Genomic DNA, 12,823 nt, shown 5'->3' with positions numbered 1-12,823 from the left:
TAGATTCAAGCACTGGATTAAGAAGGTGGTGATCATCCATGCAGCTGTTGAACGACGAAGCCTATATGCGACTTGCTTTACAGATGGCAGAGAGCGCGCTCGGACAAACTGGGATTAATCCTGTTGTGGGGTGTGTGCTTGTCAAAGAGGGCCGTATTGTTGGCATGGGCGCACATCTGAAGCGCGGACATGGCCATGCGGAGGTGCTGGCGTTGCAAATGGCAGGCGAGGAAGCTAAGGGAAGCACTGCTTATGTGACCCTAGAGCCTTGCAGTCATTATGGCAAGACACCGCCATGCAGCGATCGCCTCATCGAAGCCGGTGTAGCGCGTGTCGTTGTCGCTGTCACAGATCCGAATCCATTAGTAGCCGGCACAGGAATAGCTAAACTTCGTGCGCATGGTTTGGAAGTCAGCGTCGGCTTGCTAGGCGAAGAGTCAGCTAAGCTGAACGAGGCCTTCAACAAATTCATTGTTACCCGCATGCCATTCGTGACAATGAAGACAGCGAGCACGCTGGATGGCCGCATCGCATCCAAAACCGGTGACAGCAAGTGGATTACGTCCGAAGCGTCGCGTGCCTTCGTCCATACCCTGCGCCACCGGCATCAGGGCATCCTCGTCGGCGTGCAGACCGTCATCGCCGACGACCCGCAGCTGAGCACGCGAGGCGACGTACCGGCTGTGCAGCCGGTACGCATCATCGCGGACTCGCAGCTGCGAGTCCCGCTCGGCGCCCGCGTGCTCACCGAGCAGGATCGTCAGCCGACGATCCTGCTCGCGAGCGCACAGGCGCCCGCGGAGCGGCGTGCCGCGCTGGAAGCGCGCGGCATCACGGTCCTCACCTGCGGGGACGGCCCGCAGGTGGACCTGACGCTCGCCATGCAGCAGCTGGGCGAGCGCGAGATCGGCTCCATCCTCCTAGAGGGTGGAGGCCGGTTGAACGGCGCCATGTTGGAGCGGCGCCTGATTGATAAGCTGGTGCTGATGTTTGCGCCGAAAATTATCGGCGGGGGCTTAGCAGCACCTGTGAACATCCACTTCGAGGGCTACGCGAAGATGGACGACGCCATAACGCTCGACCGACTGCGTGTCGAGCAATTCGGGCCGGATGTTTGTATAACCGGCTATCCGATCTATAAGAGCTAGAGAATGGAGGAGTGGCATGTTTACCGGCATTGTTGAAGAAATCGGCCACATGCGCCGCATTCATAGTGGAGGGCAAGCCATGGTACTAACCATTGGCGCCAAAAAAATATTGGAAGATGTCCATTTGGGGGACAGTATTGCTGTGAATGGCGTCTGTCTCACGGTCATCTCCTATGATAGTGATTCTTTCTCCGTTGACGTGATGCCTGAAACGTATCGGAAGACGAATCTTCGCAACCTTCAATCTGGCACACGTGTGAACTTGGAACGGGCAATGGCTGCGAATGGTCGATTTGGCGGGCACATCGTGCAGGGCCATGTGGATGCCACAGCAACGATTATTTCTAGAACACCTGAAGAGAATGCTGTTGTATACCGATTTGAGCCTGAAAACCCGCATATTTTCCGTTACATTATCCCTGGTGGTTCCATCACGATTGATGGTATTAGTCTAACGGTTGTAGATGTCACAGAACACGATGTTTCCGTTTCGATTATCCCGCATACCCTTGCGCAAACCGTTCTCCATGACAAAAAAGCCGGAGACACCGTCAACATTGAGTGTGATGTTCTTGGCAAATATATGGAGCGATTGCTCAAATTTGGTCCTTCGGAATCTTCCGATCGCGTTAAGAAAAGCACGCTCACCGCAAGCTTTTTAGCAGATAACGGCTTTATGTAGTAGTTAGGAGAGGTGTATATGACACAAGACATTCGATTCAATACGATTGAAGAAGCGTTAGAGGATCTGAAATTAGGTAAAGTCATTATTGTCGTGGACGATGAAGATCGTGAGAATGAAGGCGATTTTATCGCCCTTGCAGATAAAACTACACCTGAAGTCATTAACTTTATGATCAAGGAGGGCCGTGGGCTCGTATGCGCACCGATTACGGAGGAACGGGCGAGAGAGCTTGATTTGCCTCCCATGGTGGCGCGCAACACGGATTATCATGGCACAGCTTTCACGGTTTCTGTTGATCATATAGATACAAGTACAGGGATTTCTGCCCATGAGCGTTCCAGAACGATTCAAGGTTTAATCGATCCGTCGACGAAGCCGCAGGATTTCCGCAGACCAGGTCACATTTTTCCTTTGATCGCCAAAAAAGGTGGAGTTCTCCGTAGAGCCGGCCATACAGAAGCAACCATCGATTTAGCGATTCTTTGTGACTCGTATCCGGCAGGCGTTATTTGTGAAGTCATTAAAGAAGATGGCACAATGGCCCGAGTTCCTGATTTAATAGAGATTGCCGCGAAGCATGAGCTCAGCATTATTACCATTCAAGATTTAATCCAGTATCGGAATCAGCAAGAAAAATTGGTAAAGCGAGAAGTCGAAGTGGATCTGCCAACGGATTTCGGTACGTTCAAGGCGATCGCATACACGAATCAATTGGATAACAAAGAACATGTAGCCTTAGTTAAAGGTACGATAGACCCTTCCAAGCCTACCTTGGTGCGTGTCCATTCGGAGTGTTTGACAGGAGATGTGTTCCATTCCCATCGTTGCGATTGCGGCCCACAGCTGGATGCAGCACTAAAACAGATTGATGAAGAAGGCAATGGTGTATTATTATATATGCGACAGGAAGGTCGCGGCATCGGGTTAATCAATAAATTGAAGGCTTATGTCCTTCAAGAGCAGGGATTAGACACGGTAGAAGCGAATATTAAGCTTGGATTTGCTGCAGATCTTCGTGATTATGGCATTGGCGCTCAAATATTGAAAGATCTAGGTATCACGAAGCTTCGGCTATTAACGAATAATCCGCGCAAAATCAAAGGCTTAGAAGGTTACGGCCTCGAAGTGGATGAGCGCGTTCCAATTCAAATGGAAAGTAAGAAAGATAACCTGAATTATTTGCAAACGAAGAAACAAAAGCTAGGCCATATGCTGAATTTTAAAGACGTCGGCAAGGGCATTTAATTGACTATCACATTCCAATAATCCAATATGCTTCAACAGAAAAGGAGATTCTTACCATGGCAACGATTTATGAAGGACATTTAATTTCGCAAAATTTAAAATATGGGATTGTCGTAGGACGGTTCAACGAGTTCATTACTTCCAAGCTGCTTGGCGGCGCACAAGACGCGCTTAAACGTCACGGTGTGGACGAAAATGAAATTGACATCGCTTGGGTTCCAGGCGCTTTCGAGCTTCCCCTAATCGCTCAAAAGATGGCGGAAAGCGGTAAGTACGATGCTGTGATTACCCTTGGTGCCGTGATCCGTGGATCAACGCCGCATTTTGATTATGTGTGCAGCGAAGTGGCGAAAGGTGTGTCCGCGATTAACTTGAAAACTGGCGTACCGACGATTTTCGGTGTATTAACAACGGATTCCATTGAGCAAGCAGTTGAACGAGCAGGCACGAAAGCAGGCAACAAAGGCTGGGAAGCTGCCGTAACTGCGATTGAAATGGCGAATTTGACAAAGCAATTCACTTCCTAATGCTGGCTTATTACCATTTGGAAACCTTGCTGCCTCGGCTGTTTGCGTTCCTAATCGCTATGACCCTGCATGATACAGCGCATGCTGGGGTTGCTTGGTGGTTAGGAGATCGAACAGCCCGAGATAGTAAGAGATTATCGCTCAACCCCTTGGCACATTTAGATGTCTTGGGGCTGGCGATGATTATTTTCGGACCCTACGGATGGTCTAAGAAAATCCCGGTTGATCCTGCGCTTTTTCCTAAACATAAAAGGCTATCGCATACCCTTGTTTACTTGGCGGGACCTGTGACGAATCTTTTACTTGTTCTGTTTTTTTGGTGGTTATATTTCTTCTTACCTTCGCTTCTCGGCACTGCAGCTGAATCGATGGTTATAGAGCAGTGGCGAGTGTATTTACAATACTGTGTGATTGTTAACTTAATGATTGGACTCATTCATTTGCTTCCTCTTTATCCGCTGGATGGCTGGCACATTTGGAGAGGATTGGTTTCGGCTCCGACACAGCGCTGGATGGCAAGACAAAAGATTAAGGCACTTATTCTTGTAATCGTTTTAATGGTTACCCCAATTGGTCAATTGGCGCTCAGTCGCATTTATCCATATGCTGTACAGGTAATCATGCATCTTTATTCACTATGACAAGGGGAAGAACGACATGAAGGTTACATATAAGTTGGAAGCATTTGAAGGTCCCCTTGATCTATTGCTGCATCTGATTGATAAAAATGAACTCGACATTTACAATATTCCGATCAAAGAAATTACAGATCAATACCTTGGGTATGTACAAGCGATGCAGGAGCTGGAGTTAGATATTACGAGTGAGTTTCTAGTTATGGCTGCCACTCTGCTCTCCATCAAAAGCAAAATGCTCTTACCTAAGCCGCCTGTCATTGAATTTGACGAATATTTTGATGATATGGATGATTCGTTAGACCCGCGCGCCGAGCTCGTTGCAAAGCTGATTGAATATCGGAAATATAAATCGATTGCTGATATGCTTCGTGACAAAGAAGTGGAGCGCAGCCTCGTTTACACGCGTGAACCGGAGGATTTAACACCGTATCTGCCGGAGCTTCAAGAGAATCCGGTGGAAGGGTTGGATGTCGCTGATTTACTGATTGCTTTTCAACGTACACTGCGTAAGCTCGCAAACCGTAACGTAGTTGCACGGATTAGGCGGGATGAGATCTCAGTGAAGGATCGAATCCGTGAGGTTGTTGAATTGCTCAAAATAAAAGGTGGTAAGCTGTTATTCTCCAAGCTATTCGATTATGAGATGACGCGGGAAGAAATCGTTGTAACCTTTCTAGCCATCCTTGAGTTGATGAAAATGAAGAAAATTATGTGCTACCAAAATCAGCTTTTTGAGGATATCGTCATTCAAGCCAAAGAGGAGGTAACCGACCTTGACACTCAACTTCCAACAGATGAAATCGATTATTGAAGGACTTCTCTTCGCCTCTGGTGATGAAGGTCTAGATCTCAAGCAACTTGCTGAAGTGATGGAGCTAGATTCCTATGTGATTAAAGATTTGCTGAAAGATATGCGAACGGATTTCAAACGAAAAGGACGCGGCGTCCAAATTGTAGAAGTTGCGGGAGCCTACCAGTTGACTACGTTGGCTGAGCACGCTCCTTATTTTGAGCGGCTTGCTTATACGCCATCGCGTTCTTCGCTCTCGCAAGCTGCCTTAGAGACGTTGTCTATCGTTGCTTATAAGCAGCCTATTACACGAGTCGAGATCGAAGAAATCCGCGGCGTAAAGTGTGATCGCGCACTCGCCACATTAACAGGTAAGGATTTGATTACAGAGGTTGGGCGTGCGGATGCCGTGGGAAGACCGATCTTATACGGAACATCCAAACAATTCTTAGAATACTTCGGTCTAAACTCGATTCAAGAATTGCCTGACTCAGCAAACTTTCAAGGTAATTTTGATTTGGAGGAAGAAACACGTATGCTATTCGATCGCTTAGGCGGAGACCAGAAACAATTGACACTGGACGATGTGACTGACGAGCATTCAGAATAGTTGAGGCTAAAGCTTATCCAAACATGCATTTCATTTCCTTTTAGAGGTCATACTAACTCCACCTGCGAGAAGACTTATTCTTGCAGGTGGAGTTTTTTTAATAAATGCAGCCGTTTATTTTGACTGAGGAGGCGTAAGTGTTGCTGTGGGTTGGAGTGGCCGTCTTGGTTGTCATCCTTGCAAGTATCGTTGTGCTGTGCAGCTATATGCGCGGTGAGTTTTATTTCTCCCGAGTGAAAGATAATGATACGCTTTCTGTGGAGATGCGGGGGTTGTTCGGGCTTGTGCGATATCGTTATGTTATCCCTATCATTCAATTCAAAGGCTTCACCCAAGGGATTTTAATTAAGTCAGAAAAAGTGACACAACATAACGCCAAACTGAAAGATGAGACGAGAGATCACATTACCAAAGATAAAGTCATCGCCTTTTACAAGGAAGCCAAAGATATCCTTGTACATACGCTGAATTTATATGGCTGGATGAAGCAAACGTTGGCAAAAGTGGAGTGCACGGAGCTGAAGTGGATAACACGTGTAGGGCTAGGTGATGCGCCTGAAACGGCGATTACGACGGGCGCTGTATGGGCGATTAAGTCATCGCTGCTCGGGTTCACGATCCGATATGTGAAGCTGATTGCTAAGCCGCGTGTGGATGTCATACCGCAGTATAACGAGAAGCAATTTGCAACGGAGTTTCGTTTTGCTGGTCGTATACGAGTATGGTTTGCGGTTATTGCAGGTATACGGTTATTGTATCGAGCAGCCAAAATCAAAGGGGGTATTCGAAGCTGGATCCAGTTCGCGCTGAAAGCGAGAGCTAGATTTAAACCTGCATCGTGAGTTTTACATAACCCCATGCCAGTAGGGGCACTCTAGAACTGAACCATGTTTGTTCTTTTGAGTTCTTTGTTGCTGAGCATTCGATGCCAGATCGTATGGCGAAAAACGCTAAGGAGGAATATGAAGATGTCCGAACACCCGATTCAAGGCCTCATGAAAGTCGCCATGGAAAATATAAAAGAAATGGTCGACGTAAACACAATTGTCGGTGATCCGGTCGAAACGCCTGACGGAAGTGTCATTATGCCGATCTCCAAAGTCGGATTTGGTTTCGCTGCAGGCGGTAGTGAGTTTGTGACAGACTCCGAAATCGAAATCGAAGGCGGTTCAATGAACCGTGGCGATGCGCTCAATGCCAAAGTGGCATTACCCTTCGGAGGCGGTAGTGGTGGTGGGGTATCGATTACGCCAATTGCTTTCCTAGTCGTGGGTAAGAATGGCGTTAAGGTCGTACCGTTAGATAACCAAACGCATATTCTGGAGCGTCTAATCGATTCTGCGCCGCAGGTTGTAGACAAGATTCAGAGTATGATCAAGGGCATGTCGGCGAAGACTCCGGCTCCTGTTTCAACCAATGTCACCAATGTTGAGAATCAGAATTTTATTGTGTAGCATCTGGTCATCATGAGCTGTCCTTTGTGGACAGCTTTTTTCTGTGGAATGCAATGCTCAATCCGGAGTAACTCTCACGACTGTTTTAGCAGACGTAGGACGCCAGTTAATTAGTTTAATAAGTTGGTCCTGCATATAGGAAGGTGAATATGTAAAGTCACTTTCAATCCAATGGAAAATAAGGCCAAGTAAGGCATGTATGGAATAAATGCTTAGAAGCTCTTGATCTATTTCGTTATCCCGATCTGGATAGATTAATTCTTCTTGTGTGATTTTTTTTAATGCACTAAACATTTTCTCTTTCAGTTTGGGAAGTACTTCACTTTTCATTAAAACGGTGTAAATCGAAGAATTCTGGTAAAAGTGCTCGAATATCATGACAGATTTTGCTGGCAATTCATTAATGCGGAACACTTCAACATGCGCATAAGGGGCGCGGAAAGATTGGAGTAATTGCTGGGTTAAATTGTCAATGACTTCATCAAGCAACTCTTCTTTGCTTTCATAGTTCGCATAAAAAGTGCCGCGATTATAGTTCGCGGATTCAACAATTTCAGTAATTGAAATGGAAGAGAATGGTTTTTGTGCCATTAGCGAAAGCAAGGCTTCCCGTAAAGCTAATTTACTTCTAACGACTCGGCGATCCGTTTTTTTTGTGTTTTCCAACATTGCGATTCATTCCTTCTTGGCTTTAATGAACAAAACGAATGATTTTGTTCGTTAGCTAACAAACGAGTGTTTTTTACTGATTGTATCACTCCTGATACTCTATTATACTCCAAGTGAAAGAAGTTCTATATGCACAATTCAGTGGTTTTATTCGCACAAAAAATACATGACATTTGGAGGAATTACACATGAAGCTTTCTGGAAAAGTGGCTATCGTTACAGGTGCAGCGTCAGGTATGGGTAAAGCAATCGCAGAATTGTTTGCCACAGAAGGAGCTCAAGTTGTCGTTTCCGATCTACGGGTAGAAGCGGCTCAAGCCGTTGTAACTGCGATTGAAGAAAAGGGTGGTTCAGCTATCGCCGTAGCAGCCAACGTCGCGAAAGAAGAAGATGTACAAGCTTTAATAGATACGGCTGTGAAGGTATACGGAACCGTGGATATTTTGATAAATAATGCTGGAATTATGGACAATTTTGTTCCCGCTGGAGATTTAACGGACGAGCTTTGGGAGCGCGTATTTGCAATTAACACTACCGGTGTAATGAGAACGACACGTAAAGTTCTTCCGATTTTTACAGAAAGAAAAAGTGGTGTTATCGTAAACATTGCTTCTGCAGGCGGATTAAATGGATCCAGAGCAGGTGCAGCGTATACGGCATCTAAACATGCTGTAGTTGGATTTACGAAAAACGTTGGGTTTCAATATGCGAATCTCGGCATCCGTTGTAATGCAATCGCACCAGGTGGTGTGAGCACGAACATTGGGACGACGATTACGGCGCCAAATCCTTTTGGCATGGAAAGAGCAATGGTTGGAATGGGATTGAATCCTCGTGCTGGTGAGCCGGAGGAAATTGCCAAAGTTGCTCTGTTCTTGGCTTCCGAAGATGCAAGCTTTGTTAACGGAACAGTGGTTACAGCAGATGCGGGCTGGACGGCTTACTAAAAATAAATGATTTACAATGTTTAGTCTGTTGATTCATTCAACAGGCTTTTTTTGTGTCGTCGCAAGTGTCTCTTCACTAGAAGCTCCTTCGAATTCTCGGACATATCCCTCGTCCAACCGCATATACTTGTACAAAGTTTCATCTGTTAATTCGAACTAGAAAGTGTACAAGTTCGCTCGTGTAGGAGGATAACCAAAACGATGAAAACCAAACACCAGTTCATCTTCGTTTGCTGTGCCTTGATTGGATTGTTAATTGCGCCATGGTCCTATGTAGACGCCGCGCCGCCTAGCATTCATACCAATGCTGTGGGGGCTTCGCTAGTTGATGTGGAGTCAGGACGCGTCCTTTATAGTGAAAAAGGGGACACGCCTATGCGAATAGCCAGCTTGACTAAAATTATGACCGCCATCATTGCCATTGAGCAAGGTGATCTGGGGAGTATGGTCAAAGTCAGCAAGAACGCCTTCGGCAAAGAAGGGTCATCGATATATTTGAAGCTTGGGGAAGAAATGAGACTTCATGACATGCTTTATGGACTCATGATGCGTTCCGGCAATGACGCGGCTACTGCGATTGCAGAGCATATTGGTGGAAGCGTCGATGGCTTTGTCTACTTGATGAATGAGAAAGCGAAAATGCTAGGGATGGATCATTCCCATTTCACGAATCCATCAGGGCTCGATGAAGGTGAAGGTCATCGTTCTAGTCCGAACGATATGGCCAAGTTGACGGCTTATGCGCTCAAAAATAGTGTTTTCGCAGACATTGTGTCCACGAAGTTGAAAAAAGTGCCTAACCCTAATGAATCGTGGGATTATTCTTGGCTGAACAAAAACAAGATGCTCTCCATGTTTGAAGGGGCAGACGGCGTGAAAACGGGGTATACGAAGCTGGCCAAGCGCTGCTTAGTATCTTCGGCAACACGAGACGGACAGCAGCTTGTCGTCGTCACATTGAATGACGGTGATGACTGGGCGGACCACGCGAAACTGCTTCAATATGGCTTTAACAATTTCCCGCTGCAAACGTTGGTGAAGAAAGGGGATGCGATCGAAGGAACCCCCTGGGTGGCAAGCCGAACATTCAAGTATCCTCTCGCAGAAGGTGAATACGCTAGCTTAACCCACAAGGTCACTTTGGTAGATCCGATGACCACCGAATATCGACTAGCAGAACGTGGAGCGCTACAGATCTCATTAAAGAACAAGCTGATACAGACGATTCCAATTTATGATAAGTCCAATCCGCTGCTGCAAGTTCCGGAGAAAGCGACGTTTTCTTTTCAACCCAGCAGTCCTTATCAAGATACATGGCTTACTAAGTATGGCTATATCTGCAGAATGCTTGTGCAGGAGCTATTTAATCTATCAGGCTCCCAATGGGCGGATTAATTGGTGGAATGTGTGTCGAGCAAAAGTTGCGTAGTAAGGAGTGCTAACCTATGGTGAATTGGATCTGGCTATTTTTTATCGTTGTTGGTTTCCTCGTCGCGGCGATTAATGGAGATATAGAATCTGTGACACAAGCTGCATTTGATGGGGCAAAGAACGGGGTTACGGTCTGCTTTGGATTAATAAGTGTATTGGTATTCTGGATGGGCATGATGCGAATTGCGGAAGACGCGGGTGTGTTACACAAACTGGCTAGATTGCTTCAGCCTGTTGTACGCTTTCTTTTCCCAAGTGTTCCTAAGAATCACCCAGCTCTTGGTTACATTATGTCGAACATGAGCGCGAATATCCTAGGCTTAGGCAACGCAGCTACCCCGATGGGTATTAAAGCGATGCAGGAGCTTCAAAAGCTCAATCCCAAGAAGGATGAGGCAAGTACAGCGATGTCTACACTGCTTGCCCTTAATACGTCGAGTATCACCTTAATCCCAACAACACTTATTGCAATACGAATGAATTTCAATTCCATGAATCCAGCAGAAATCGTAGGCACAACACTCATTGCGACGATCATCTCAACAACAGTGGCAATATTCGTGGATCGATGGTATCGCAGATCGCGCTCACCTATCCCTCCGCTGAAAGGATGAACCGGCATGTACGCACTCGTTTCGCTCATTTCGGCATGGGCTATCCCGATTATGATTGTTTTCATTCCACTCTACGCAGCTTATCGTAAAGTTCCCGTCTATGAATCGTTTGTAGAGGGGGCCAAGGATGGCTTCGATACGGCGATCAAAATTATTCCTCACCTCGTCGGGATGATGGTGGCGATCTCTGTGTTTCGCGCATCCGGTGCGATGGACATGCTGATCGGCTGGATGCGGCCTTTTTTCGAAAGCATTGGTGTGCCAACAGAGGTACTACCGTTAGCCATCTTGCGGCCAATTACCGGAGCGGGCTCGTTGGCTTTTACGACAGACTTGATTGAGCAATTTGGGCCTGATTCAATGATCGGGCGAATTGCCTCAACGGTACAAGGGAGCACGGATACGACGCTATATGTGATTACGGTATATTTTGGCGCTATTGGTATTCGAAAAGCGGGCTATGCGCTTAAAGTAGGTTTAATTTCGGACGCTGTCGGCTTCATAGCTTCGTTAGTAATTTGTTATTTGGTGTTTTCATAACAGGGTTTAAGACTTCTTAGTCATCATTCTGTCACCTTCTGTCAGTTATTGTGGGCTGCCGCTTGAGATTTGCGGTTAAGTCCGTTATCATTAGCTTGAGGTGAAAGCGGATAATGGAAAGACTGCAAAAGGTATTAGCCGAAGCTGGGATCGCATCCCGCCGGAAATGTGAAGAAATCATTACAGCGGGACGCGTGCAAGTGAACGGTGAAGTCGTCACGACGCTGGGTGTGAAAGTGAATACAGCCGAAGATGAAATTAGGGTCGATGGACGTGCGATAGGTCAACAGAAGAAGATCTATGTCATTTTAAATAAGCCCAAAGGTGTTATTACGAGTGCAACGGATCCAGAAGGACGTAAAGTCGTTACTGATTTCTTGCCAGGGATCAGAGAGCGCGTATATCCGGTCGGTCGACTGGATTATGATACGGAAGGCTTGCTCATATTAACGAATGACGGTGAGTTTGCACACCTATTAACACATCCTAAGCATCATGTACCGAAGACGTACCAAGCGACTGTAAAAGGGGTGCCGCACGGCACGTTATTAGATAAGCTCAAAATGGGCATACAGTTAGAAGATGGTATGACGGCTCCTGCAGAAGTTGAGTATGCGGATGTGAACATGGAGAAGAATGAGTCCATCATTCAGATCACAATTTATGAAGGAAGAAACCGCCAAGTTAGACGTATGTTCGAGGCGATTTCATTCCCGGTTATCAAATTAAAGCGGATTAAATTTGGTCCCATCTTCTTAACAGGCCTGCCAAGAGCGAAGTATCGCCACTTGACGCCCAAAGAGGTTGAAGAGCTTAGGAACGAAGCTCTAAGGACACATAACGTTCAAAAAGGCCAATAAGAATTGGCCTTCTTTTCGTTATAATAAGGGTATAATTCGATATGCCAAAACTAACATTGTCGACAAAGCGAAGGTGATTAACAGTGGGTCGTAATAAGAAGTGGGTACAGATTGGGATCTTTGCAATCGTGCTCATTATTGGTGTGTTTACGATTATTACAAATTTGTCTGCTTCAGCAAGCAAGAAATACCCGCAGCAAGGGGAGAAAGCGACAAACTTTTCCTTGGTGGGGTTAGATGGTCAAACACATGAGCTTTCCGACTACAAAGGGAAGGTTGTGTTAGTGAATTTCTGGGGTACGTTTTGTCCACCATGTAAAGAAGAAATGCCTGATCTCCAGAAGCAATATGATAAGTGGAAGAGTCAAGGTGTCGTCTTTTTAGAGGTGAATGTGGACAAGAATAAAGTAACCGTTCAGGGCTTCATGGAGCAATACAATCTTAATATGCCAGTGCTGCTGGATGCCAATGAAGTAGTGCGTAAGCTATATGGCGTTATGGACTATCCAACAACCTTTTTCATAGGGGCAGACGGCAAAATAGTTGTGAAAAAAATTGGCCAAATGGAAGAGTCTTATATTGATGAGACCTTGTCTAGTTTGGTGAAAAAATCGTAATTCGGTTATCTTTATTCGCACGCATGCTCAACGTTTTTAGGAGGTCAT

General features: G+C 46.1%; 16 protein-coding genes. 15 read left to right on the top strand and 1 reads right to left on the bottom strand.

Annotated elements, in window-relative coordinates:
* Positions 1-38 precede the first annotated feature (38 nt).
* From ribD to ytfJ, 9 genes are all read left to right on the top strand, one after another.
* Positions 39-1,148, top strand: a complete 1,110-nt coding sequence (ribD, locus tag AC58QG_RS08950; RefSeq protein ID WP_497361718.1) for a bifunctional diaminohydroxyphosphoribosylaminopyrimidine deaminase/5-amino-6-(5-phosphoribosylamino)uracil reductase RibD — start codon at positions 39-41, stop codon at positions 1,146-1,148.
* Positions 1,149-1,164: 16 nt separating this feature from the next.
* Positions 1,165-1,830 (top strand): riboflavin synthase, encoded by a 666-nt coding sequence (gene ribE, locus AC58QG_RS08945; protein WP_497361717.1) that lies wholly within the window; start codon positions 1,165-1,167, stop codon positions 1,828-1,830.
* An 18-nt stretch (positions 1,831-1,848) separates the two neighbouring features.
* Positions 1,849-3,078 carry a bifunctional 3,4-dihydroxy-2-butanone-4-phosphate synthase/GTP cyclohydrolase II gene (locus AC58QG_RS08940; protein WP_497361716.1) on the top strand — a complete coding sequence of 410 codons (1,230 nt, stop codon included), beginning with the start codon at positions 1,849-1,851 and terminating at the stop codon, positions 3,076-3,078.
* Between the two features lie 56 nt (positions 3,079-3,134).
* Complete coding sequence (gene ribH, locus AC58QG_RS08935) at positions 3,135-3,605, top strand: 6,7-dimethyl-8-ribityllumazine synthase (RefSeq protein WP_028554240.1); 471 nt, start codon at positions 3,135-3,137, stop codon at positions 3,603-3,605.
* A complete protein-coding gene (locus AC58QG_RS08930) occupies positions 3,605-4,246 on the top strand; it encodes a site-2 protease family protein (protein WP_497361715.1) in 642 nt (213 codons plus the stop codon). Before ribH ends, AC58QG_RS08930 begins: the two co-directional genes overlap by 1 nt.
* Before the next feature lie 16 nt (positions 4,247-4,262).
* Positions 4,263-5,054 (top strand): segregation and condensation protein A, encoded by a 792-nt coding sequence (locus AC58QG_RS08925; protein WP_497361714.1) that lies wholly within the window; start codon positions 4,263-4,265, stop codon positions 5,052-5,054.
* The gene (scpB, locus tag AC58QG_RS08920) at positions 5,038-5,643 is read left to right on the top strand and encodes an SMC-Scp complex subunit ScpB (protein WP_497362814.1); all 606 of its coding nucleotides are present in this window, start codon (positions 5,038-5,040) and stop codon (positions 5,641-5,643) included. The genes AC58QG_RS08925 and scpB overlap by 17 nt, the downstream gene beginning before the upstream one ends.
* Before the next feature lie 140 nt (positions 5,644-5,783).
* Positions 5,784-6,485 carry a DUF2953 domain-containing protein gene (locus tag AC58QG_RS08915; RefSeq protein WP_497361713.1) on the top strand — a complete coding sequence of 234 codons (702 nt, stop codon included), beginning with the start codon at positions 5,784-5,786 and terminating at the stop codon, positions 6,483-6,485.
* Between the two features lie 126 nt (positions 6,486-6,611).
* Positions 6,612-7,097, top strand: a complete 486-nt coding sequence (gene ytfJ, locus AC58QG_RS08910; protein ID WP_497361712.1) for a GerW family sporulation protein — start codon at positions 6,612-6,614, stop codon at positions 7,095-7,097.
* A gap of 57 nt (positions 7,098-7,154) precedes the next feature.
* Here the strand turns inward: ytfJ and AC58QG_RS08905 are convergent, their stop codons facing one another.
* Positions 7,155-7,766, bottom strand: a complete 612-nt coding sequence (locus tag AC58QG_RS08905) for a TetR/AcrR family transcriptional regulator (protein ID WP_497361711.1) — start codon at positions 7,764-7,766, stop codon at positions 7,155-7,157.
* A 188-nt stretch (positions 7,767-7,954) separates the two neighbouring features.
* Between AC58QG_RS08905 and AC58QG_RS08900 the strand changes: the two genes are divergently transcribed.
* The 6 genes from AC58QG_RS08900 to AC58QG_RS08875 all read left to right on the top strand — a co-directional run bounded on the left by AC58QG_RS08900 (position 7,955) and on the right by AC58QG_RS08875 (position 12,775).
* Positions 7,955-8,713: an SDR family oxidoreductase gene (locus AC58QG_RS08900; RefSeq protein WP_497361710.1), complete on the top strand. Its 759-nt coding sequence runs from the start codon at positions 7,955-7,957 to the stop codon at positions 8,711-8,713.
* A gap of 201 nt (positions 8,714-8,914) precedes the next feature.
* On the top strand, positions 8,915-10,108 hold the full coding sequence (locus AC58QG_RS08895) for a D-alanyl-D-alanine carboxypeptidase family protein (protein ID WP_497361709.1): 1,194 nt from the start codon (positions 8,915-8,917) through the stop codon (positions 10,106-10,108).
* Positions 10,109-10,158: 50 nt separating this feature from the next.
* Positions 10,159-10,758, top strand: coding sequence for a nucleoside recognition domain-containing protein (locus tag AC58QG_RS08890; RefSeq protein WP_497361708.1), 600 nt, complete (start codon positions 10,159-10,161; stop codon positions 10,756-10,758).
* Positions 10,759-10,764: 6 nt separating this feature from the next.
* Positions 10,765-11,298 carry a spore maturation protein gene (locus tag AC58QG_RS08885; RefSeq protein ID WP_310223392.1) on the top strand — a complete coding sequence of 178 codons (534 nt, stop codon included), beginning with the start codon at positions 10,765-10,767 and terminating at the stop codon, positions 11,296-11,298.
* A 113-nt stretch (positions 11,299-11,411) separates the two neighbouring features.
* Positions 11,412-12,158 carry a pseudouridine synthase gene (locus tag AC58QG_RS08880; RefSeq protein ID WP_477595123.1) on the top strand — a complete coding sequence of 249 codons (747 nt, stop codon included), beginning with the start codon at positions 11,412-11,414 and terminating at the stop codon, positions 12,156-12,158.
* A gap of 83 nt (positions 12,159-12,241) precedes the next feature.
* Complete coding sequence (locus tag AC58QG_RS08875; RefSeq protein ID WP_497361707.1) at positions 12,242-12,775, top strand: redoxin domain-containing protein; 534 nt, start codon at positions 12,242-12,244, stop codon at positions 12,773-12,775.
* The last annotated feature ends 48 nt before the right edge of the window (positions 12,776-12,823 follow it).

Source organism: Paenibacillus sp. J22P169, from assembly GCF_059691995.1.
This window is presented reverse-complemented; position numbering and strand designations above follow the sequence as displayed.

Excerpts from the sequence above, each read along its gene's own strand:
- AC58QG_RS08900 (WP_497361710.1), top strand. The coding sequence starts at position 7,955 with ATGAAGCTTTCTGGAAAAGTGGCTATCGTTACAGGTGCAGCGTCAGGT.
- AC58QG_RS08925 (WP_497361714.1), top strand. The coding sequence starts at position 4,263 with ATGAAGGTTACATATAAGTTGGAAGCATTTGAAGGTCCCCTTGATCTA.
- ribH (WP_028554240.1), top strand. The coding sequence starts at position 3,135 with ATGGCAACGATTTATGAAGGACATTTAATTTCGCAAAATTTAAAATAT.
- AC58QG_RS08940 (WP_497361716.1), top strand. The coding sequence starts at position 1,849 with ATGACACAAGACATTCGATTCAATACGATTGAAGAAGCGTTAGAGGAT.
- AC58QG_RS08930 (WP_497361715.1), top strand. The coding sequence starts at position 3,605 with ATGCTGGCTTATTACCATTTGGAAACCTTGCTGCCTCGGCTGTTTGCG.
- scpB (WP_497362814.1), top strand. The coding sequence starts at position 5,038 with ATGAAATCGATTATTGAAGGACTTCTCTTCGCCTCTGGTGATGAAGGT.
- AC58QG_RS08885 (WP_310223392.1), top strand. The coding sequence starts at position 10,765 with ATGTACGCACTCGTTTCGCTCATTTCGGCATGGGCTATCCCGATTATG.
- ribD (WP_497361718.1), top strand. The coding sequence starts at position 39 with ATGCAGCTGTTGAACGACGAAGCCTATATGCGACTTGCTTTACAGATG.
- AC58QG_RS08905 (WP_497361711.1), bottom strand. The coding sequence starts at position 7,766 with ATGTTGGAAAACACAAAAAAAACGGATCGCCGAGTCGTTAGAAGTAAA.
- AC58QG_RS08890 (WP_497361708.1), top strand. The coding sequence starts at position 10,159 with ATGGTGAATTGGATCTGGCTATTTTTTATCGTTGTTGGTTTCCTCGTC.
- AC58QG_RS08880 (WP_477595123.1), top strand. The coding sequence starts at position 11,412 with ATGGAAAGACTGCAAAAGGTATTAGCCGAAGCTGGGATCGCATCCCGC.
- ribE (WP_497361717.1), top strand. The coding sequence starts at position 1,165 with ATGTTTACCGGCATTGTTGAAGAAATCGGCCACATGCGCCGCATTCAT.
- AC58QG_RS08895 (WP_497361709.1), top strand. The coding sequence starts at position 8,915 with ATGAAAACCAAACACCAGTTCATCTTCGTTTGCTGTGCCTTGATTGGA.
- ytfJ (WP_497361712.1), top strand. The coding sequence starts at position 6,612 with ATGTCCGAACACCCGATTCAAGGCCTCATGAAAGTCGCCATGGAAAAT.